The 19,724-nt window shown below is 59.6% G+C and carries 15 protein-coding genes; 6 read left to right on the forward strand and 9 right to left on the reverse strand.

Going from position 1 to position 19,724, the window contains the following annotated elements; genetic code table 11:
- Positions 1 to 152: 152 nt before the first annotated feature.
- From hutU to hutC, 3 genes are all read right to left on the reverse strand, one after another.
- The gene (hutU, locus tag AC1RAC_RS11960; RefSeq protein ID WP_054897538.1) at positions 153 to 1,823 is read right to left on the reverse strand and encodes a urocanate hydratase; all 1,671 of its coding nucleotides are present in this window, start codon (positions 1,821 to 1,823) and stop codon (positions 153 to 155) included.
- A gap of 389 nt (positions 1,824 to 2,212) precedes the next feature.
- Complete coding sequence (locus AC1RAC_RS11965; protein ID WP_057975381.1) at positions 2,213 to 2,773, reverse strand: HutD/Ves family protein; 561 nt, start codon at positions 2,771 to 2,773, stop codon at positions 2,213 to 2,215.
- Positions 2,770 to 3,480, reverse strand: coding sequence for a histidine utilization transcriptional repressor HutC (hutC, locus tag AC1RAC_RS11970; protein WP_224796965.1), 711 nt, complete (start codon positions 3,478 to 3,480; stop codon positions 2,770 to 2,772). The genes AC1RAC_RS11965 and hutC overlap by 4 nt, the downstream gene beginning before the upstream one ends.
- A gap of 147 nt (positions 3,481 to 3,627) precedes the next feature.
- Here hutC and AC1RAC_RS11975 point away from each other — a divergent pair, with 147 nt between their 5' ends.
- Entirely contained in the window at positions 3,628 to 4,992 is a 1,365-nt protein-coding gene (locus AC1RAC_RS11975) for a formimidoylglutamate deiminase (RefSeq protein WP_492616612.1), read from the forward strand.
- Positions 4,993 to 5,117: 125 nt separating this feature from the next.
- Here AC1RAC_RS11975 and AC1RAC_RS11980 read toward each other — a convergent pair whose 3' ends face one another.
- The 4 genes from AC1RAC_RS11980 to AC1RAC_RS11995 form a co-directional block, all read right to left on the reverse strand.
- On the reverse strand, positions 5,118 to 5,687 hold the full coding sequence (locus AC1RAC_RS11980) for a lipocalin family protein (RefSeq protein WP_034117302.1): 570 nt from the start codon (positions 5,685 to 5,687) through the stop codon (positions 5,118 to 5,120).
- Positions 5,688 to 5,717: 30 nt separating this feature from the next.
- On the reverse strand, positions 5,718 to 5,972 hold the full coding sequence (locus tag AC1RAC_RS11985) for a hypothetical protein (protein WP_003187823.1): 255 nt from the start codon (positions 5,970 to 5,972) through the stop codon (positions 5,718 to 5,720).
- A 176-nt stretch (positions 5,973 to 6,148) separates the two neighbouring features.
- Positions 6,149 to 7,159 (reverse strand): class 1 fructose-bisphosphatase, encoded by a 1,011-nt coding sequence (locus AC1RAC_RS11990; RefSeq protein ID WP_003187818.1) that lies wholly within the window; start codon positions 7,157 to 7,159, stop codon positions 6,149 to 6,151.
- A 229-nt stretch (positions 7,160 to 7,388) separates the two neighbouring features.
- Entirely contained in the window at positions 7,389 to 9,839 is a 2,451-nt protein-coding gene (locus AC1RAC_RS11995; protein WP_034125542.1) for a glycogen/starch/alpha-glucan phosphorylase, read from the reverse strand.
- A 237-nt stretch (positions 9,840 to 10,076) separates the two neighbouring features.
- On the opposite strand from AC1RAC_RS11995, the gene AC1RAC_RS12000 reads away from it, so the two are divergent.
- Positions 10,077 to 10,511 carry a YkgJ family cysteine cluster protein gene (locus tag AC1RAC_RS12000; protein WP_003187815.1) on the forward strand — a complete coding sequence of 145 codons (435 nt, stop codon included), beginning with the start codon at positions 10,077 to 10,079 and terminating at the stop codon, positions 10,509 to 10,511.
- Between the two features lie 205 nt (positions 10,512 to 10,716).
- Here the strand turns inward: AC1RAC_RS12000 and typA are convergent, their stop codons facing one another.
- A complete protein-coding gene (gene typA, locus AC1RAC_RS12005) occupies positions 10,717 to 12,537 on the reverse strand; it encodes a translational GTPase TypA (RefSeq protein ID WP_014716526.1) in 1,821 nt (606 codons plus the stop codon).
- A 139-nt stretch (positions 12,538 to 12,676) separates the two neighbouring features.
- Positions 12,677 to 14,131, reverse strand: a complete 1,455-nt coding sequence (thiI, locus tag AC1RAC_RS12010) for a tRNA uracil 4-sulfurtransferase ThiI (protein WP_034125541.1) — start codon at positions 14,129 to 14,131, stop codon at positions 12,677 to 12,679.
- A 335-nt stretch (positions 14,132 to 14,466) separates the two neighbouring features.
- Between thiI and glnA the strand changes: the two genes are divergently transcribed.
- From glnA to ntrC, 4 genes are all read left to right on the forward strand, one after another.
- On the forward strand, positions 14,467 to 15,873 hold the full coding sequence (glnA, locus tag AC1RAC_RS12015) for a type I glutamate--ammonia ligase (RefSeq protein WP_003187811.1): 1,407 nt from the start codon (positions 14,467 to 14,469) through the stop codon (positions 15,871 to 15,873).
- 198 nt (positions 15,874 to 16,071) lie between these two features.
- Positions 16,072 to 16,608 (forward strand): chorismate mutase, encoded by a 537-nt coding sequence (locus tag AC1RAC_RS12020; RefSeq protein WP_259038122.1) that lies wholly within the window; start codon positions 16,072 to 16,074, stop codon positions 16,606 to 16,608.
- Between the two features lie 362 nt (positions 16,609 to 16,970).
- Positions 16,971 to 18,056 carry a nitrogen regulation protein NR(II) gene (glnL, locus tag AC1RAC_RS12025; protein WP_014716523.1) on the forward strand — a complete coding sequence of 362 codons (1,086 nt, stop codon included), beginning with the start codon at positions 16,971 to 16,973 and terminating at the stop codon, positions 18,054 to 18,056.
- Entirely contained in the window at positions 18,053 to 19,489 is a 1,437-nt protein-coding gene (gene ntrC, locus AC1RAC_RS12030; RefSeq protein WP_003187806.1) for a nitrogen regulation protein NR(I), read from the forward strand. The genes glnL and ntrC overlap by 4 nt, the downstream gene beginning before the upstream one ends.
- Positions 19,490 to 19,724 lie beyond the last annotated feature (235 nt).

Genomic DNA, 19,724 nt, shown 5'->3' on the forward strand with positions numbered 1-19,724 from the left:
TTGTATGCATCTTGCTCTTCTGTGGGCGCTGGCTTGCTGTGGCGAGGGAGCTTGCTCCCGTTCGACAGCGAAGCTGGAGCCGGCTTTTTGGGGCTGCTTCGCACCCCAGCGCAAGCAAGCTTGCTCGCCACACAAGCCCACCCCACATTGAGTTACTTGATCATCGGCAGGTTCAGGCCTTGTTCCTTGGCGCAGTCGACAGCGATCTGGTAACCCGCATCCGCATGACGCATCACCCCGGTCGCCGGGTCGTTGTGCAGCACGCGGGCAATCCGCTCGGCCGCTTCGTCAGTACCGTCGCAGACAATCACCATCCCCGAGTGCTGGGAGAAGCCCATGCCCACGCCGCCACCGTGGTGCAGCGAGACCCAGGTGGCGCCGCTCGCGGTGTTGAGCAAGGCGTTGAGCAGTGGCCAGTCGGACACAGCGTCGGAGCCGTCCTGCATGGCTTCGGTTTCGCGGTTCGGGCTGGCGACCGAGCCGGAGTCCAGGTGATCACGGCCGATCACGACCGGCGCGGACAGCTCGCCGCTGCGCACCATTTCGTTGAACGCCAGGCCCAACTTGGCACGCTGGCCCAGGCCGACCCAGCAGATACGTGCCGGCAGGCCCTGGAAGCTGATGCGCTCGCGGGCCATGTCCAGCCAGTTGTGCAGGTGGGCATCGTCCGGGATCAGTTCTTTGACTTTGGCGTCGGTCTTGTAGATGTCTTGCGGGTCGCCGGACAGCGCCGCCCAACGGAACGGGCCGATGCCACGGCAGAACAGTGGGCGGATGTAAGCCGGTACGAAACCTGGGAAGTCGAACGCGTTTTCCACGCCCTCTTCCTGGGCCATCTGGCGGATGTTGTTGCCGTAGTCGAAGGTCGGGATGCCTTGCTTCTGGAATTCGAGCATGGCTTTGACGTGGACGGCCATCGACTGCTTGGCGGCCTTGATCACGGCGGCCGGCTCGGTCTTGGCGCGAGCGCGGTATTCGTCCCAGGTCCAGCCGGCCGGCAGGTAGCCGTTGAGTGGGTCGTGGGCGCTGGTCTGGTCGGTGACCATGTCCGGGCGCACGCCGCGCTTGACCAGTTCCGGCAGGATCTCTGCGGCGTTGCCCAGCAGGGCGATGGAGATGGCCTTGCCTTCCTTGGTGTACTTGGCGATACGCGCCAGGGCGTCGTCGAGGTCGGTGGCCTGCTCGTCGACGTAGCGGCTGCTCAGGCGGAAGTCGATGCTGACTTGCTGGCACTCGATGTTCAGCGAGCAGGCGCCGGCCAGGGTCGCGGCCAGTGGCTGCGCGCCGCCCATGCCGCCGAGGCCGGCGGTGAGCACCCAGCGACCGGTCAGGTCGCTGTTGTAATGCTGGCGGCCGGCTTCCACGAAGGTTTCGTAGGTGCCTTGAACGATGCCCTGGCTGCCGATGTAGATCCAGCTGCCGGCGGTCATCTGGCCGTACATGGCCAGGCCCTTGGCATCCAGTTCGTTGAAATGCTCCCAACTGGCCCAGTGCGGTACCAGGTTGGAGTTGGCAATCAACACGCGCGGGGCGTTGCTGTGGGTCTTGAACACGCCGACCGGCTTACCGGATTGCACCAGCAGGGTTTCGTCGTCGTTCAGATTGGTGAGGCTCTCGACGATCTGGTCGTAGCACTCCCAGTTGCGCGCCGCACGGCCGATACCGCCGTACACCACCAATTCTTTGGGATTCTCGGCCACTTGCGGGTCGAGGTTGTTCATCAGCATGCGCAGCGGCGCTTCGGTCAGCCAGCTTTTGGCGGTGAGCTTGTTACCGCGGGCGGCGCGGATTTCGACGTCACGGTATTTTGTAGGCTTGGTCACAGCTAGGACTCCTCGGCGATCGATGCGCGAACATGGATGGTGCGAAGTCTTACGCACACATCTTTACTTGTATGTACAAGCATATGCAATCGAGCGGCCAACTTTTGAAATGAGCCTCGCAGATTTTTTCCAAAGGCGCGCGCAAGCCTTGATAATCAAGGCTTGGAGGTTTGATGAAATTTCTTACGGAGGCGTTTTACAGCAAAGAGGATTTGTCACGACAGCGTGGCTTTGCGTCACGCTGGGGCGTTCGGTAACAAATTGGTGCGCGGTCTTGGGAACAGCGCACAAACAAATGTGGGAGCTGGCTTGCCTGCGATAGCGGTGTGTCAGTCAGCACATCCTAGGCTGATACACCGCTATCGCAGGCAAGCCAGCTCCCACAGTTTTTAACCGCGTGCGGTCAGTTCGATGATGCAGCAGCGGCCTGTGACCGATATTTCCAGCAGTTCAGTGTTACCGTCCACTTGCAGGCAATCGTGGTGGCCGAGCTTCTCGCCCAGCACCTTCACTTCGTCCGCCACGCTGAAAACCAGCACCGTCTGCGCGGTACTGAAAAACTGCTGCACGCCATCCATCCACTGCAAGCGTGCATGGTAACGCTCGGGCGAATAGATAAGATTGAAGTCGCGGATCGGCCCGGTGATCAAACGGCATGACACCTGGCTTTCGCCCTTGAACGCGAACGGCTGCAACGGTAACAACCCGCGCTGCTCCTCACCGTCTACGGTCAGCACCATGCCGGCGCCTTTGATCACCGTAATCACGCGCTGGTAACCGGCGAAGGTGGAGAACCCACCCGACTCGGCGATATCGGCAATCGACAAACGCCAGCCAAATCCATCCAGGCCGGTGCCGGCGTCGCGACTGACTTCTTCGGTACTGCCGCCGCCGTTCTTCCACGGCATGCGTACGTAGTCGGCGGCGCGCCAGACGTTGATCTCACTCATTTACTGAAGCGTCCTTCGAGGCTGTGACGGGAACCGGGGTGGATCAACCGCGCCGCAGTCACCGGCTGGCGACCCGACCAGGTGCGTCGGCGAATCAACAGGCACGGCTCGCTCGGCTCGATCTGCAACAACTTGCACTCGGCGGCATCGGCGAGAATCGCCTCAACCACATGCTCACCCTCAGTCAACGGCGCGACCTGGTTCAAATAGGCATACGGGGTTTGCTGGGTGAAGTCCTGCTGCAGGTATTCCGGCGCGACCAGAGCGTTGACGAAACGGTCTTCGATTTGCACAGGAATGTCGTTCTCGTAATGCACGATCAACGAGTGGAACACCCGCCCGCCTTCGCGCATTTCCAAGGCGACGGCGCGCTCGGAACCAGCAGCTTCTTCGCCCAGGGTGATGACCTGGCAAGTGTGCCGATGCCCGCGGGAAGCGATTTCATCGGCGATGTTGTGCACTTCAAACAGGGCCGACTGGCTCTTGGGCTCGGCCACGAAGGTACCCACGCCTTGCATACGCACCAACAAGCCTTCGGCGGTCAGCTCGCGCAGGGCGCGGTTGATGGTCATGCGGCTGAAGCCCAACTGGCTGACCAGCTCGCTTTCCGACGGCACGCGGTAATGGGGCGGCCAGTTGCCGTTGAGGATCTGCTGGCTGATCATCTGTTTGACGCGGGCATACAAGGGCGCCGGACTTTCGTCCATGTGGGCAGCCAGCGAAGAGTTGGCGGGCGGAGTCGGCACAGGGAATCCTTGCAGGGGAAAAAGATGCATAGATTGCCGGAGTTTACCGAGCAGGCAAACGTCTGTATATGTATATACAAATAAACACACGACCGGGGTGCCTTGATCATGTCCGCTTTCTTTGCCGAACGCGCACTGCTGCCTAATGGATGGGCCAATGATGTACGTCTTGAAGTCAGCGCCGATGGCCTGCTGACAAAGGTTGAGCCCAATGCCAGTGCAGAAGGCGCGGAACGGCTCAGGGGCCCGGTGTTGGCGGGCATGCCGAACCTGCACTCCCATGCCTTCCAACGCGCCATGGCGGGCTTGGCCGAAGTGGCCGGCAACCCCAATGATAGTTTCTGGACCTGGCGCGACTTGATGTACCGCATGGTCGGCAAGATCAATCCCGAGCAGTTGCAGGTCATCGCCCGCCAGCTGTATATCGAAATGCTCAAGGCCGGCTACACCTCGGTGGCCGAGTTTCATTACGTGCACCACGATGTCAGCGGCCAGCCCTATGCCGACCGTACGGAGCTGTCCCGCCAGATCAGCCAGGCGGCCGCCAGCAGCGGGATCGGCCTGACCTTGCTGCCGGTGCTCTACACCCACGCGGGTTTTGGTGGCCAAGCGCCGAATGAAGGCCAGCGACGGTTTATCAACAGCACGGAACACTACCTGGACCTGCAAGCACGCCTGCAGCCCATTCTGGCGGCACAACCGGCGCAGCAACTGGGCCTGTGCTTCCACTCCCTGCGCGCCGTAACCCCCGAACAAATCCATACCGTGCTGGGCGCCAGTGACAAAAACTGCCCCGTGCATATCCACATCGCCGAACAGCAAAAAGAAGTCGACGACTGCCTGGCCTGGAGCGGCAAGCGCCCGTTGCAGTGGCTGTATGACAATGTCGAGGTGGATGATCGCTGGTGCCTGGTGCATGCCACCCATGCCGATGCCGACGAAGTCACGCGCATGGCCAACAGCCGAGCGATTGCCGGTTTGTGCCTGACCACCGAAGCCAACCTGGGCGATGGGATTTTTCCGGCGGTGGACTTCCTCGCTCAGGGCGGCCGCATGGGCATCGGTTCCGACAGCCATGTGTCACTGAGCGTGGTGGAAGAACTGCGTTGGCTGGAATACGGCCAGCGCCTGCGCGATCAACGGCGCAACCGCCTGTATCGCAGCGATCAGCCGATGGTGGGTCGCACGCTGTTCGATGCTGCGCTGGACGGTGGCGCACAAGCGCTGGGCCAGCCGATTGGTCGACTGCAAGTGGGCAAGCGTGCGGACTGGATAGTGCTGGACGGTAGCGACCCGTACTTGGCGACGGCCAGTGAGGATGGAATTCTCAACCGCTGGCTATTTGCCGGTGGTGATCGGCAAGTGCGCGATGTACTGGTCAATGGCAAATGGGTGGTGCGAGATGGGCATCATGCTGGCGAAGAAGACAGCAGTCGGGCATTCACCCAGGTCCTGAAGGACTTGCTGAACTGACGACCAACCCATAACAACTGTGGGAGCTGGCTTGCCTGCGATACAGACACCTCGGCGCTTCAGTTACACCGGGTTGATGCTATCGCAGGCAAGCCAGCTCCCACATTTGATTGAGGGGCCGCAAATTACTGAGACGTCTTCGCCATCTGCTTATCCGACGTGCGCCAGATCAACCGCGTGGTGTCATAGCCTTGCTGTCGCGCCCTGCTCAGCAGGTCTTCGCGGGTATCGGCACTCACCGTCGGCGTGCGCGACAGGATCCACATATAGCGACGGCTCGGGCTGCCGACGATGGCGGTCTTGTAGTCATCGCTGACATACAGCACCCAGTAGTCGCCCTTGGCAACGCCCGGCAACAGCGATGTAAACCAGTTATTGAATTCCACCCACAGTTTGTCGGTCTTGCCTGGCACCTGCGGCGTTGCCGTGCCTTTGGCCTCTTGCCACTTCCACTCAGGCGTCAGGCAGCGGTTGAAAACCGACATGTCACCATCAGGCAGCAAGGTGTAGCGGGCTTCGGATTGCGCACAGTTGCGCTGGAAGTACATCGGCAACCGGGCCAACTCATACCAGGTGCCCTGGTAACGCTTGAGGTTGACGTTGCTCGCAGTCTTGGGTTGCAGATCATCGCCAGAATGGCTGGCGCAGCCCGCCAAAAACAGGCTGGCGCAAAGGAACAAAACAAAACGCATCATTCTTCTTCTCCCGCAGGCTCGCGCCCCGGTTTACTTCAGGCCTTGCCCGGAAAACATCAGAACTTTGTCACCGGCGTACTGCACGCTGATAAAGCTGTTTTTATCGCCCCAGGTGCAGCTGGACATGCCCAGTGCGCCGGAACAATCGGTTGGCTTGCCCAGCAACGACTCCACCTCGGCCTTGGCCATGCCGGCCGAGAGCTTTTGGTAGTTTTCTTGGGTGACCTTGCTGCAAGCGGCTAAGAGCACGCAAAAAGCCAGCAGGGCGAGACGGCGTATAGACATGGAAAAGCTCCTGGAGAGACAAAGCAGCTGGGGTATCTGCCAGAAGCTTAGAAGGGAAAAGGGGTGTCTGGTTCCCGACGAGCGAAAACAAAAAAGCCCCGAAAACGCTGAAACGTTTCGGGGCTTCTTTAACGGTGATCCATCTCACAATACAGCGGCTCACCGCTCGTTACGGCTTACTTCTTGTGATAGGCCGTCACGCGCTCAACTTCTTCCTTCGAACCCAGGAATACCGCCACACGCTGGTGCAGGCCTTCAGGCTGAATGTCGAGGATGCGCTGGTGGCCGTCGGTGGACGCACCGCCTGCCTGTTCAACCAAAAACGACATCGGGTTGGCTTCGTACATCAGGCGCAGCTTGCCTGGCTTGGACGGCTCGCGGCTGTCGCGTGGGTACATGAACAGCCCACCACGGGTCAGGATGCGGTGTACGTCGGCAACCATCGCGGCCACCCAGCGCATGTTGAAATTCTTCTTCAGCGGGCCTTCTTCGCCTTCCATCAGTTCGTTGACGTAGCGCTTCACCGGTTCTTCCCAGTGGCGCTGGTTGGACATGTTGATGGCAAATTCCTGGGTAGAAGCAGGAATCGAAATGTCTTCGTGGGTCAGCACGAAGCTGCCCATTTCACGGTCCAGGGTGAAGCCCTTGACGCCGTCGCCCAGGGTCAGCACCAGCATGGTCTGTGGGCCGTAGATCGCGTAGCCGGCAGCAACCTGCTCGGTGCCTGGCTGCAGGAAAGCCTTTTCGTTCAGGGCTTCGTTCTGGCTCAGGTATTCGTTGGGGCAACGCAGTACCGAGAAGATGGTGCCGACCGGTGCGTTGATGTCGATGTTGGACGAACCGTCCAGTGGGTCGAACACCAGCAGGTATGCGCCCTTCGGGTATTTGCCTGGGATCTGGTAGGCATTGTCCATTTCTTCGGACGCCATGCCGGCCAGGTGGCCGCCCCATTCGTTGGCTTCGAGCAGGATTTCGTTGGACAGAACGTCCAGTTTCTTCTGCACTTCGCCCTGCACGTTTTCAGTGCCCATGCTGCCCAGGACACCGCCCAGTGCGCCTTTGGAAACGGCGTGGCTGATTTCCTTGCAAGCACGCGCCACCACTTCGATAAGGAAGCGCAGATCGGCAGGCGTGTTGTTGCTGCGGGTCTGCTCGATCAAATAGCGACTCAAGGTAACGCGGGACATGGAAGGCTCCGGAGAATGGGGGGCTAAAAACCCGCGCAGTTTAGCGCGAGTCGGGGCTGATTTCCTCTAATCAGAGGATTTAACGCCAATAGAGTTCACGACCGAACGCAATAGCCCTCTGCAGGAGCGAGCTTGCTCGCGAAAAACTCACACGCGCCGCGTTCATTCAGCAAGCACGCGTTATCGTTGGAGCTCTTCGCGAGCAAGCTCGCTCCTACAGGGGTATCAGTTAGTCGAGGGCTTTCCAGATCTCGGTGGCGTACTCGCGGATGGTGCGGTCAGAGCTGAACCAGCCCATGCGCGCCGTGTTGAGCACCGCCGAGCGCCACCAGGCCTTGGAGTCGTGCCAATGCGCCTCGACCCGCGCCTGCGCGTCCCAGTAGGCGTCAAAGTCGGCACACACCAGGAAGCGATCGTAGTCGATCAGCCCATCGATCAGGCCCACATAGCGGCCCGGGTCATCCGGCGAAAATACCCCACCACGGATCGCTTGCAGCACGTCGTTCAAGCGATGGGACGCGGCGATGTCCGGCCCGGCGCTGAACTCGCCGGCGTGCTTGCGGGCTTCTACCTGCTGGGCGCTGAGGCCAAAGATAAACATGTGCTCGGCGCCGACCCGCTCGTGCATCTCCACGTTGGCGCCGTCCATGGTGCCAATGGTCAGCGCGCCGTTGAGGCCGAACTTCATGTTGCTGGTACCCGACGCCTCAAAGCCGGCCGTGGAAATCTGCTCCGACAAATCCGCTGCCGGAATGATGCTTTCCGCCAGGCTGACGTTGTAGTTGGGCAGGAACACCACCTTGAGCAGGCCGCGTACGGTCGGGTCGTTGTTGACGGTGCGGGCGATGTCGTTGGTCAGCTTGATGATCAGCTTGGCCTGGTGATAACTGGCCGCTGCCTTACCCGCGAAGATCTTCACCCGCGGCACCCAATCGATGCCCGGCTCGGCACGGATCGCCTGGTACAGCGCCACAGTGTGCAGCAGGTTGAGCAGTTGGCGCTTGTATTCATGGATGCGCTTGACCTGCACGTCGAACATCGCCGCCGGGTTGATCGCAATGCCCAGGCGCTCATGGATGATCTGCGCCAGTGCGCGCTTGCTGTGCAGGCGCTGTTCAGCGAACGCTTTGCGGAAGGCCGGTTTCTCGGCAAAGGGTTCCAACTCGATAAGACGCTGCTCGGGCTGGTCCAGAATATCCGGGCCCAGGGCTTCCACCAGCATATCGGTCAACTTGGGGTTGGCCTGGTACAACCAGCGACGGAAGGTAATGCCGTTGGTTTTGTTGTTGATGCGCTCGGGGTAGAGCTTGTGCAGTTCGGAGAACACCGTGCTGCGCATTAGCTGGGTATGCAAACCGGACACGCCGTTGACGCTATGGGAGCCCAGGAATGCCAGGTTGCCCATGCGCACGCGGCGGCCGTTGTCTTCTTCGATCAGCGACACAGCGCGCAAGACATCAAAGTCGTGGATGCCTTTGGCACGCAGCGAGTCGATGTGCTGGGCGTTGATCAGGTAGATGATCTGCATGTGCCGCGGCAGCATGCGCTCCATCAAACCGACAGGCCAGGTTTCCAGGGCCTCGGGCAGCAAGGTGTGGTTGGTGTACGAAAGGGTCTCGACGGTGACATCCCACGCGGCTTCCCACGGTACATCGTGCAGGTCGACCAGTTGGCGCATCAACTCGGCCACGGCGATGGACGGGTGGGTGTCGTTGAGCTGGATGGCGGCGTGCTCGCCCAGGCTGAGCACCGAACCGTGCATGTTCTTGTGGCGGCGCAGCAAATCCTGCAGGGACGCGGAGACGAAGAAATATTCCTGGCGCAGGCGCAGTTCCTGCCCTGCTTCGGTGCTGTCGGCCGGGTAAAGCACTCGGGAGATGCTTTCGGCACGGGCCACCTCGGCGACGGCGCCCAAGTGGTCACCGGCGTTGAAGCGCTCCAGATGCAGGTCTTCTACAGCCCGCGCACGCCATAGGCGCAGGGTGTTGACGCTGGCGCCGCGCCAACCGACGACCGGCGTGTCATAGGCAACAGCACGTACGGTTTCGTTGGGCGACCATACCTGGATCATCTTGCCGGAGGCGTCCGCAACGGTTTCGACGCTGCCGCCAAAGCCAATCGGGTAAATCACTTCGGCGCGCTCGAATTCCCAAGGGTTACCGAAATCCAGCCAGCGTTCGGTCTGTTCCTGCTGCCAACCGTCGACAATGGCCTGGCGGAACAGGCCGTGTTCATAACGAATGCCATAGCCGTGGCCAGCAATGCCGAGGGTCGACATGCTTTCCATAAAGCACGCCGCCAGCCGGCCCAGGCCACCGTTGCCGAGCGCCGCGTCGGGCTCCAGCAGGCGGATGCGTTCCAGATCCACGCCCAGCTCCGACAGCGCTTCGCGAGCGATCTCCAGCACACCCAGGTTGCTCAGGCTGTCGTAGAGCAACCGGCCAATGAGAAATTCCAGGGACAGGTAATAAACGCGCTTCTGGCCTTTGCGATAAATACGTCGCGTGTGGTCCATCCAGTGATCGACCATCTGGTCGCGGGCGGCCAGCGCAATGGCTTCGAACCAATCATGGTCGAAGGCGTGATCCGGGTCCTTGCCCACCGCGTAGGTGAGTTTGGTCAAGACAGCATCGCGGAATGCGGCTACCTCTGCTTCTCGTGCAAGCGGTTCCTGAGACATCGGTGCGACCTCGGGCGAGATTGAAGGAGTTGCTAGAGCCTAGTCGGTCTGACAGACGGTAGACGTGCTGGTTCGGCAGTTTTTTAACTCATTCGCCATGGGCTGAATTTGATGCAGGGGTCGTGCCCGATCAGACCGTGGCTAAACCTTTGAGCTGAAACCTGCAAAATATTGTTCAAAAAACCACCAATCCCGGTATGATCGCGCGCCCGGATAACGCCCCACCTTGGAACCTTGATGAAGCCTCAACTGATCGCCGCCGCGGAACTCGACCGTCTAGAGACCTGGCAGAAATATTCCGCCCATATGTGCGGCGGCTGCGTGTCCAGCTGCTGCACGCTGCCGGTGGAGGTGAAGATCAAGGACCTGATCCGCATTGGCATCGTCGATGAGTTCGAGCGCGGCGATCCGCCGAAGAACATCGCCAAGCGTTTGCAGAAAGAAGGCATCGTCGAGCGGTACAACAACAAGTCCGAAATTTTTACCCTGCAGCGCATGAGCAACAACGACTGCCTGTACCTGGATCGTAAGACGCGCTTTTGCACTATTTATGACAAGCGCCCGGATACGTGCCGCAACCACCCGAAAATCGGGCCGCGGCCGGGGTATTGCGCGTATAAGCCCAAGGAAGTGGTGCGCGAGACTAACTTCAAGACCCTCGACAAGTTCTAAGTTTTTGATCGTTCCCACGCTCTGCGTGGGAATGCAGCTGTGGACGCTCTGCGTCCGCTCTTGAAAGCAGGACGCGGAGCGTCCCAAGCGGAGTTCCCACGCGGAGCGTGGGAACGATCACACGATCACAACACACAAACTGCAGGCATAAAAAAACGCCCCCGGCCTTTCGACCGGGGGCGTTTTTCATTCAGCCTGAGTTAACTCAGTTCTTGGCTTTCTTGGCAGCGCGGGTACGCTCGCCTTCGTCCAGGATCTTCTTACGCAGGCGGATCGACTTAGGCGTGACTTCGCACAGCTCGTCGTCCTGGATGAATTCCAGGGCCTGTTCCAGGGTGAAGCGAACAGGTGGAACCAGAGCGATGGTTTCGTCTTTGCCCGAAGCACGCATGTTGTCGAGCTTCTTGCCTTTGGTTGGGTTCACGCCCATGTCGTTGTCGCGGCTGTTCAGACCAACGATCTGGCCGTTGTAGATCTCTTGACCGTGTTCAACGAACAGCTTGCCACGCGCCTGGAGGGTTTCCAGGGAGTAGGTCAGCGCCTTGCCGGTTTCTACCGATACCAGAACACCGTTCTGACGGCCGGACATGTCGCCGGACTTCATGGTGTCGTAGCGATCGAAGATCGAGGTCAGGATGCCAGCACCGTTGGTCAGGGTCAGGAACTGGTTACGGAAACCGATCAGACCACGAGCAGGGATGTTGTATTCCAGACGCACACGGCCTTTGCCATCCGGCACCATGTTGGTCAGGTCGCCCTTACGCAGGCCCATCTCTTCCATGACCTTGCCCTGGGACTCTTCCGGGGTGTCGATGGTGACGTTTTCGAACGGTTCCTGCTTCACGCCGTCAACCTGACGGATGATCACTTCCGGACGACCAACACCCATTTCGAAGCCTTCGCGACGCATGGTTTCGATCAGTACCGAGAGGTGCAGCTCACCACGGCCGGAGACCTTGAACTTGTCAGCCGAGTCGCCTTCTTCAACGCGCAGAGCAACGTTGTACAGCAGCTCCTTGTCCAGACGCTCCTTGATGTTACGGGAGGTCACGAACTTGCCTTCTTTACCGCAGAAAGGCGAGTCGTTTACCTGGAAGGTCATGGAAACGGTTGGCTCGTCAACGGTCAGAGGCTTCATCGCCTCGACGTTGTCCGGCTGGCACAGGGTGTCGGAGATGAACAGCGAGTCCATACCGCTCACGCATACGATGTCGCCAGCGAAAGCTTCTTCAACGTCGATGCGGTGCAGGCCGTGGTGACCCATCAGCTTCAGGATACGACCGTTACGCTTCTTGCCGTCAGCGCCGATAGCGACAACCGGGGTGTTCGGCTTGACGCTACCACGAGCGATACGGCCAACGCCGATAACACCCAGGAAGCTGTTGTAGTCCAGTGCCGAGATTTGCATCTGGAACGGGCCTTCACGGTCGACTTTCGGTGCTGGTACGTTGTCGACGATCGACTGGTACAGCGGAGTCATGTCTTCAGCCATGTCGGTGTGGTCAAGACCAGCAATACCGTTCAGGGCCGAAGCGTAGATGACTTGGAAGTCCAGCTGTTCTTCGGTGGCACCCAGGTTGTCGAACAGATCGAAGATCTGGTCCAGAACCCAGTCCGGACGCGCGCCTGGACGGTCAACCTTGTTGATGCACACGATCGGACGCAGGCCGGCTTCGAAAGCCTTCTTGGTCACGAAACGGGTTTGCGGCATAGGGCCGTCTTGAGCGTCAACCAGCAGCAGAACGGAGTCAACCATCGACATTACGCGCTCTACTTCGCCGCCGAAGTCGGCGTGGCCCGGGGTATCCACGATGTTGATGTGGTAGCCGTTCCAGTTGATAGCGGTGTTTTTTGCCAGGATGGTAATACCGCGCTCTTTTTCCTGGTCGTTGGAGTCCATCACGCGCTCGTCGTTGAGCTCGTTGCGCTCCAGGGTGCCGGATTGACGCAGGAGTTTGTCTACCAGGGTGGTTTTACCATGGTCAACGTGAGCAATGATGGCGATGTTACGTAGATTTTCGATCACTTGTGTATCTCGATCAGAGGATTCGGTGTGCTGACAGGTCGTGGCAGCGATTAACAGTAGAGTCAGGCCTTGCCGTTACAGCTTGACGGCAGAGTCGGGGGGCCGGTGACGCAGGCCACAGGCAAACAGCCCCGGGCTCTTAGCTCGGTCGATAAACGCGCACATTGGCATGCCCCTCACTGAGCAAATGGTGGGCATGCAGGCGACTCATCACGCCTTTGTCGCAATACAACAGGTACTGACGGCTGTTATCCAGTTCCTTGAAACGCGCGTTCAGTGCGTAGAACGGCAGCGTTTGCACGTCGATGCCAGCGATTTCCAGCGGCTCATCTTCGGCGGCATCCGGATGACGGATGTCGACGACGATCTGGCCCGCCAGGGCTTCGCTGACTTCTTCGATCTGCACATCCTGGCCCAATTCGTCGATCACTCGATCGATTGGCACCAGCTTGGCGTTCTCGAGCGCACGCTCCAGAATCGCCATGTCGAATTCTTTTTCTTCATGCTCCACGCGGTGACGCTTGGCGTGAGTCTTGGGGTTCACCGAAATGACCCCGCAGTATTCAGGCATATGCTTGGCAAAGTCGGCGGTGCCGATTTGCTCTGCCAGGTCGATGATGTCCTGCTTGTGGCTGGCGATCAGCGGGCGTAGCACCAGCTTCTCGGTCACGCAGTCAATGATCGACAGGTTAGGCAGCGTCTGGCTGGAAACCTGGGAAATCGCTTCGCCGGTCACCAGGGCGTCGATCTGCAATTGATCGGCGATTCGGGACGCAGCGCGCAACATCATACGCTTCAATACTACGCCCATATGACTGTTATCGACTTTGCCGAGAATTTCGCCCAGCACTTCCTCGAACGGTACGCTTACAAATAGCACGCGTTGGGAGCTGCCGTATTTCTTCCAGATAAAGTGCGCAACTTCCATCACGCCCAATTCATGTGCACGCCCGCCCAGGTTGAAGAAGCAGAAGTGGCTCATCAGGCCGCGACGCATGATCTGGTAGGCCGCAACCGTGGAATCGAAACCGCCGGACATCAATACCAGGGTCTGTTCCAGGGCACCCAGCGGGTAGCCGCCGATGCTGTTGTGCTGGCTGTGGATCACGAACAACCGTTGGTCGCGAATTTCCATGCGCACTTCAATTTGTGGCGCTTTCAGGGAAATTCCAGCGGCACCGCACTCGCGACGCAGCTTGCTGCCGACGTATTTCTCGACGTCCATGGAGCTGAACGGATGCTTGCCGGCACGCTTGCAGCGCACCGAAAAAATCTTGCCTTCAAGCGCACTACCGTAGTGCTGCTTGCACTTTTCGGTGATGTCGTCGAAGTCGCCCAGCGGGTACTCATCCACCTGCAGGAAATGCGCGATGCCCGGCATGCAGCTCAGGCGCTCGGTCATGTCCTTCAAGGCTTTGGCGTCGGTAATGCGGGTTTCCAGCTCGAGGTTGTCCCACACGCCGTTCACCACCACAGCCGGGTCCAGGTCACGGAGCACGGCACGGATGTTCTTGGCCAACTGACGGATGAAACGCGTCCGTACCGGTCGGCTTTTGATGGTGATCTCGGGGAAGACTTTAACGATTAATTTCATGGAAACAGCGCGCGCCGGGCCTGCTGAAAAAGGGGGGCGCGGATTATAGCGGAAATCGCTCAAGGTTTAACCAGTTAATATGCATTGCATACGCAATGCACCAAAACGGGTCATTTGCACAAATAAACGCTACATTGCAGTGCGCTATTTATGCCGTTTTTGCCGATTGCACCGTTATAGGGGCCATTTTGAGGCAAAACGGCCATGTTGGCGCACTGGCATGCAATTTGCTCTCTTGTGAGGCAGGTTGCCTTGGCGGAGTATCCGCGCCGGCATCACCCAAATTCTAAGGGCTAACTCCACTACCCCAAGCCCGAAGCCACCCGGAGGACACCATGTCGAAGTCGGTTCAACTCATCAAAGATCATGACGTTAAATGGATTGATCTGCGCTTCACGGACACAAAAGGCACTCAGCACCACGTGACCATGCCGGCTCGCGATGCGCTGGAAGATGACTTCTTCGAAGTCGGCAAGATGTTCGACGGTTCCTCCATCGCAGGCTGGAAAGGCATCGAAGCCTCCGACATGATCCTGCTGCCAGACGACAGCACCGCCGTACTCGACCCATTCACCGAAGAGCCGACCCTGATCCTGGTGTGCGACATCATCGAACCTTCGACCATGCAAGGCTATGACCGCGACCCACGCGCCATCGCCCACCGTGCCGAGGAATACCTGAAGTCCACCGGTATCGGCGACACCGCATTCTTCGGCCCTGAGCCAGAGTTCTTCATCTTCGACTCGGTGAAGTTCAAATCCGACATCTCCGGCTCCATGTTCAAGATTTTCTCCGAGCAAGGCTCGTGGATGTCCGACCAGGACGTGGAAGGCGGCAACAAAGGCCACCGTCCAGGCGTGAAAGGCGGCTACTTCCCAGTACCACCGTTCGACTTCGACCATGAAATCCGTACCTCCATGTGCAACGCACTGGAAGAAATGGGCCAGACCGTTGAAGTTCACCACCACGAAGTGGCGACTGCCGGCCAGAACGAAATCGGCGTGAAATTCAACACGCTGGTGAAGAAGGCTGACGAAGTTCAAACCCTGAAATACTGCGTGCACAACGTTGCCGATGCCTATGGCCGCACCGCTACCTTCATGCCTAAGCCGCTGTACGGCGATAACGGCTCGGGCATGCACGTTCACGTATCGATTTCCAAAGACGGCAAGAACACCTTCGCCGGCGAAGGCTATGCCGGCCTGTCCGACACCGCTCTGTACTTCATCGGCGGCATCATCAAGCACGGCAAGGCCCTGAACGGCTTCACCAACCCGTCGACCAACTCCTACAAGCGTCTGGTCCCAGGTTTTGAAGCGCCGGTGATGCTGGCCTACTCGGCACGCAACCGCTCCGCCTCGATCCGTATTCCTTACGTCAACAGCCCTAAAGGCCGTCGTATCGAAGCGCGCTTCCCAGACCCGGCTGCCAACCCTTACCTGGCCTTCGCCGCCCTGATGATGGCCGGCCTGGACGGTATCCAGAACAAGATCCACCCTGGCGACGCCGCTGACAAAAACTTGTACGACCTGCCGCCTGAAGAGGCCAAAGAGATCCCACAAGTGTGCGGCAGCCTGAAAGAAGCCCTGGAAGAGCTGGACAAGGGCCGTGCGTTCCTGACCAAAGGCGGAGTTTTCAGCGACGACTTCATCGACGCTTACATCGCCCTGAAAAGCGAAGAAGAAATCAAAGTACGCACCTTCGTACACCCACTGGAATACGAGCTGTACTACAGCTGCTAATCCGGTAGCGCTGCTTGAGGTAGCGTGATGAGAAAGATCTCCTTCGGGAGGTCTTTTTTTTGCCTGAGATTATTTACGTCCCCCTCCTGTAGGAGCGAGCTTGCTCGCGAAAAACGCAAAGACACCGCATTTTTTCAACATTGGCGCGTTATCGTTAGCGACCTTCGCGAGCAAGCTCGCTCCTACAGAGGATCGCCCTTGAAATATCGACTTGTATTTGCCCTGCTGTTCATCAGTGCCAGTGCGAGCGCTGCGCCGCCTACGCTCGAACCCTTGCTCAACAGCATCGCCGAACGCCTGGAGATTGCCGACCAGGTAGCACTGAGCAAATGGGACAGCCACAAACCCGTGGAGGACAAGAAGCGCGAGCAAGAGGTGATCGCCAGCGTCACTGCCCAGGCGCCGAGCTACAAGCTGGACCCGGCCGCTGCCGAGCAGTTCTTCGCCGCCCAGATCGAAGCCAACAAACTGGTGCAATACACCCATCTGTCCGATTGGCAGTTCCAGGGCAAAGCGCCCGACGACCCGCGCCCGGACCTGGTCCAGCAGATCCGCCCTCGACTGGACGAGCTGCAAAAAAGGCTGCTGCAGCAACTGGCCGACTTCACTCCACAGCGCACCGACCCGCAGTGCCCGCAATGGCTGGCCGAGGCCGTGCACGAACCGCTGAATGATCCGCTGCGCCAACTGGCGATGATCCGCGCCACCGCCGAGCTTTGCATCTATAAAGATTAAAAGGACTGCAAATCCAATTAAAAATGTGGGAGCTGGCTTGCCTGCGATAGCGGTGTTGAATGCACCACCGCTATCGCAGGCAAGCCAGCTCCACACTGACTGCGATTCGCCTTAAATCTTCAGTTGCTGAACAACCTTCACAAAACCGCACTATATTGGTGCGATAGCCTGCACCCTTCTCAATTGCCCAGCCCATTTTGGTTCGAAACTTCCCGTTGAGGCTGGCAGAACGCCACAGTTTCGCGCCTGAAACCCTTATTTCAGGGCATTAGCGCTTCTTTTCGGAGCCTTGGTTTGGTTTTTGCATTTTCCTTGTATCAGCGTGTGCCTCAAGCCCACGCCTTGCTCCAAAAGAGGTCCCGATGACCATCAGCGATGCACTGCACCGTTTGTTACTCGACAACCTGACCACCGCGACCATCCTGCTCAATGCCGACCTGCGCCTTGAGTACATGAACCCGGCGGCGGAGATGCTCCTGGCCATCAGCGGCCAGCGCAGCCATGGGCAGTTCATCAGCGAATTGTTCACCGAGTCGGCCGAAGCCTTGAGTTCGTTGCGCCAGGCCGTGGAGCAGGCACACCCGTTCACCAAGCGCGAAGCGATGCTCACCGCGCTCACCGGGCAAACGTTGACCGTCGACTACGCCGTGACCCCGATCCTGAGCAATGGCGCGACCCTGCTGCTGCTCGAAGTCCACCCCCGCGACCGCCTGCTGCGCATCACCAAGGAGGAAGCGCAGCTGTCCAAGCAGGAAACCAGCAAGATGCTGGTGCGCGGCCTCGCCCATGAGATCAAAAACCCGCTGGGCGGTATTCGCGGCGCGGCACAGTTGTTGTCCCGCGAGCTGCCGGACGAGCACCTCAAGGACTACACCAACGTCATCATCGAAGAAGCCGACCGCCTGCGTAACCTGGTGGACCGCATGCTGGGCTCCAACAAGCTGCCGTCCCTGGCAATGACCAACGTGCATGAGGTGCTGGAGCGCGTCTGCCAATTGGTCGAGGCCGAAAGCCAAGGCTGCATCACCTTGGTGCGCGACTACGACCCAAGTATTCCCGACGTGTTGATCGACCGCGAACAGATGATCCAGGCGGTGCTCAACATCGTGCGCAACGCCATGCAGGCCATCAGCAGCCAGAATGAGCTACGCCTGGGCCGCATCAGCCTGCGCACCCGCGCCCTGCGCCAGTTCACCATCGGCCATGTGCGCCACCGCCTGGTGACCAAGGTGGAGATCATCGACAACGGCCCCGGCATTCCTGCGGAGCTGCAGGAAACCATCTTCTTTCCCATGGTCAGCGGCCGCCCGGACGGTACCGGGCTGGGCCTGGCCATCACCCAGAACATCATCAGCCAGCACCAGGGCCTGATCGAATGTGAGAGCCACCCTGGCCACACCACGTTCTCGATCTTCCTGCCATTGGAACAAGGAGCCCCCACGACATGAGCCGTAGTGAAACTGTCTGGATCGTCGATGACGACCGTTCTATCCGCTGGGTCCTCGAGAAAGCCTTGCAACAAGAAGGCATGACCACCCAGAGCTTCGACAGCGCCGATGGGGTGATGAGCCGCCTGGCACGTCAGCAGCCGGACGTGATCATTTCCGATATCCGCATGCCTGGCGCCAGTGGCCTGGACTTGCTGGCGCGCATTCGCGAGCAGCACCCGCGCCTGCCGGTGATCATCATGACCGCCCACTCGGACCTGGACAGCGCTGTCGCGTCCTACCAGGGCGGCGCCTTTGAATACCTGCCCAAGCCATTCGATGTGGATGAAGCGGTGGCGCTGGTCAAGCGCGCCAACCAGCACGCCCAGGAACAACAGAACCAGGAAGCGCCGCCGACCCTGACCCGCACCCCGGAAATCATCGGGGAAGCGCCGGCGATGCAGGAAGTGTTTCGCGCCATCGGGCGCTTGAGCCACTCCAACATCACTGTGCTGATCAACGGCGAATCGGGGACCGGTAAAGAACTGGTGGCCCACGCCCTGCACCGCCACAGTCCACGGGCGGCGTCGCCGTTTATCGCGCTGAACATGGCGGCGATCCCCAAGGATTTGATGGAGTCCGAGCTGTTCGGCCATGAGAAAGGCGCGTTCACCGGCGCAGCCAACCTGCGTCGCGGGCGCTTTGAACAGGCGGACGGCGGCACGCTGTTCCTCGATGAGATCGGCGACATGCCGGCCGATACCCAGACTCGCTTGCTGCGCGTACTGGCTGACGGCGAGTTCTACCGTGTGGGCGGGCATACGCCGGTGAAGGTGGATGTGCGCATCATCGCGGCCACCCACCAGAACCTGGAAACACTGGTGCATGCGGGTAAATTCCGTGAGGACTTGTTCCACCGCCTCAACGTGATCCGCATCCACATCCCGCGCATGTCGGACCGTCGCGAAGATATCCCCACCCTCGCCCGCCACTTCCTCAGCCGCGCCGCCCTGGAGCTGGCCGTCGAGCCCAAGCTGCTCAAAAGCGAGACCGAGGAATACCTCAAGAACCTGCCATGGCCCGGCAACGTGCGCCAGCTGGAGAACACCTGCCGCTGGATCACCGTGATGGCCTCCGGGCGTGAAGTGCACATCAGCGACCTGCCACCGGAGCTGCTGAGCCTGCCGCAGGACTCGGCCCCCGTGACCAACTGGGAACAGGCGCTGCGCCAATGGGCGGACCAGGCCCTGGCACGCGGCCAGTCGAACCTGCTGGACAGCGCGGTGCCGGCGTTCGAGCGGATCATGATCGAGACCGCCCTGAAGCACACTGCCGGCCGTCGTCGCGATGCGGCCGTGCTGCTGGGTTGGGGGCGCAATACCCTGACCCGCAAGATCAAGGAATTGGGGATGAAGGTGGACGGTGGGGATGATGATGAGGGTGACGAGGCCTGAACCCCAAGACCGCTGAAGGTCTAGTGTGGGAGCCGGGCTTGCCCGCGATGGCGGTGTGTCAGTCACCCGATAGAGGGCTGACACACCGCCCTCGCAGGCAAGCCAGCTCCCACATTGGTTTTGTGCAATGCCTGCAGACTGTGCACCGCTTCAATGCACGATGAACCGGCATTGAGCACAGACCAGAAAACTCGCATATCGCTTTCGCTACAAATTTCTTGGCAGTAGAAACAAA

This window comes from Pseudomonas sp. GW823-FHT02F05, from assembly GCF_058797315.1.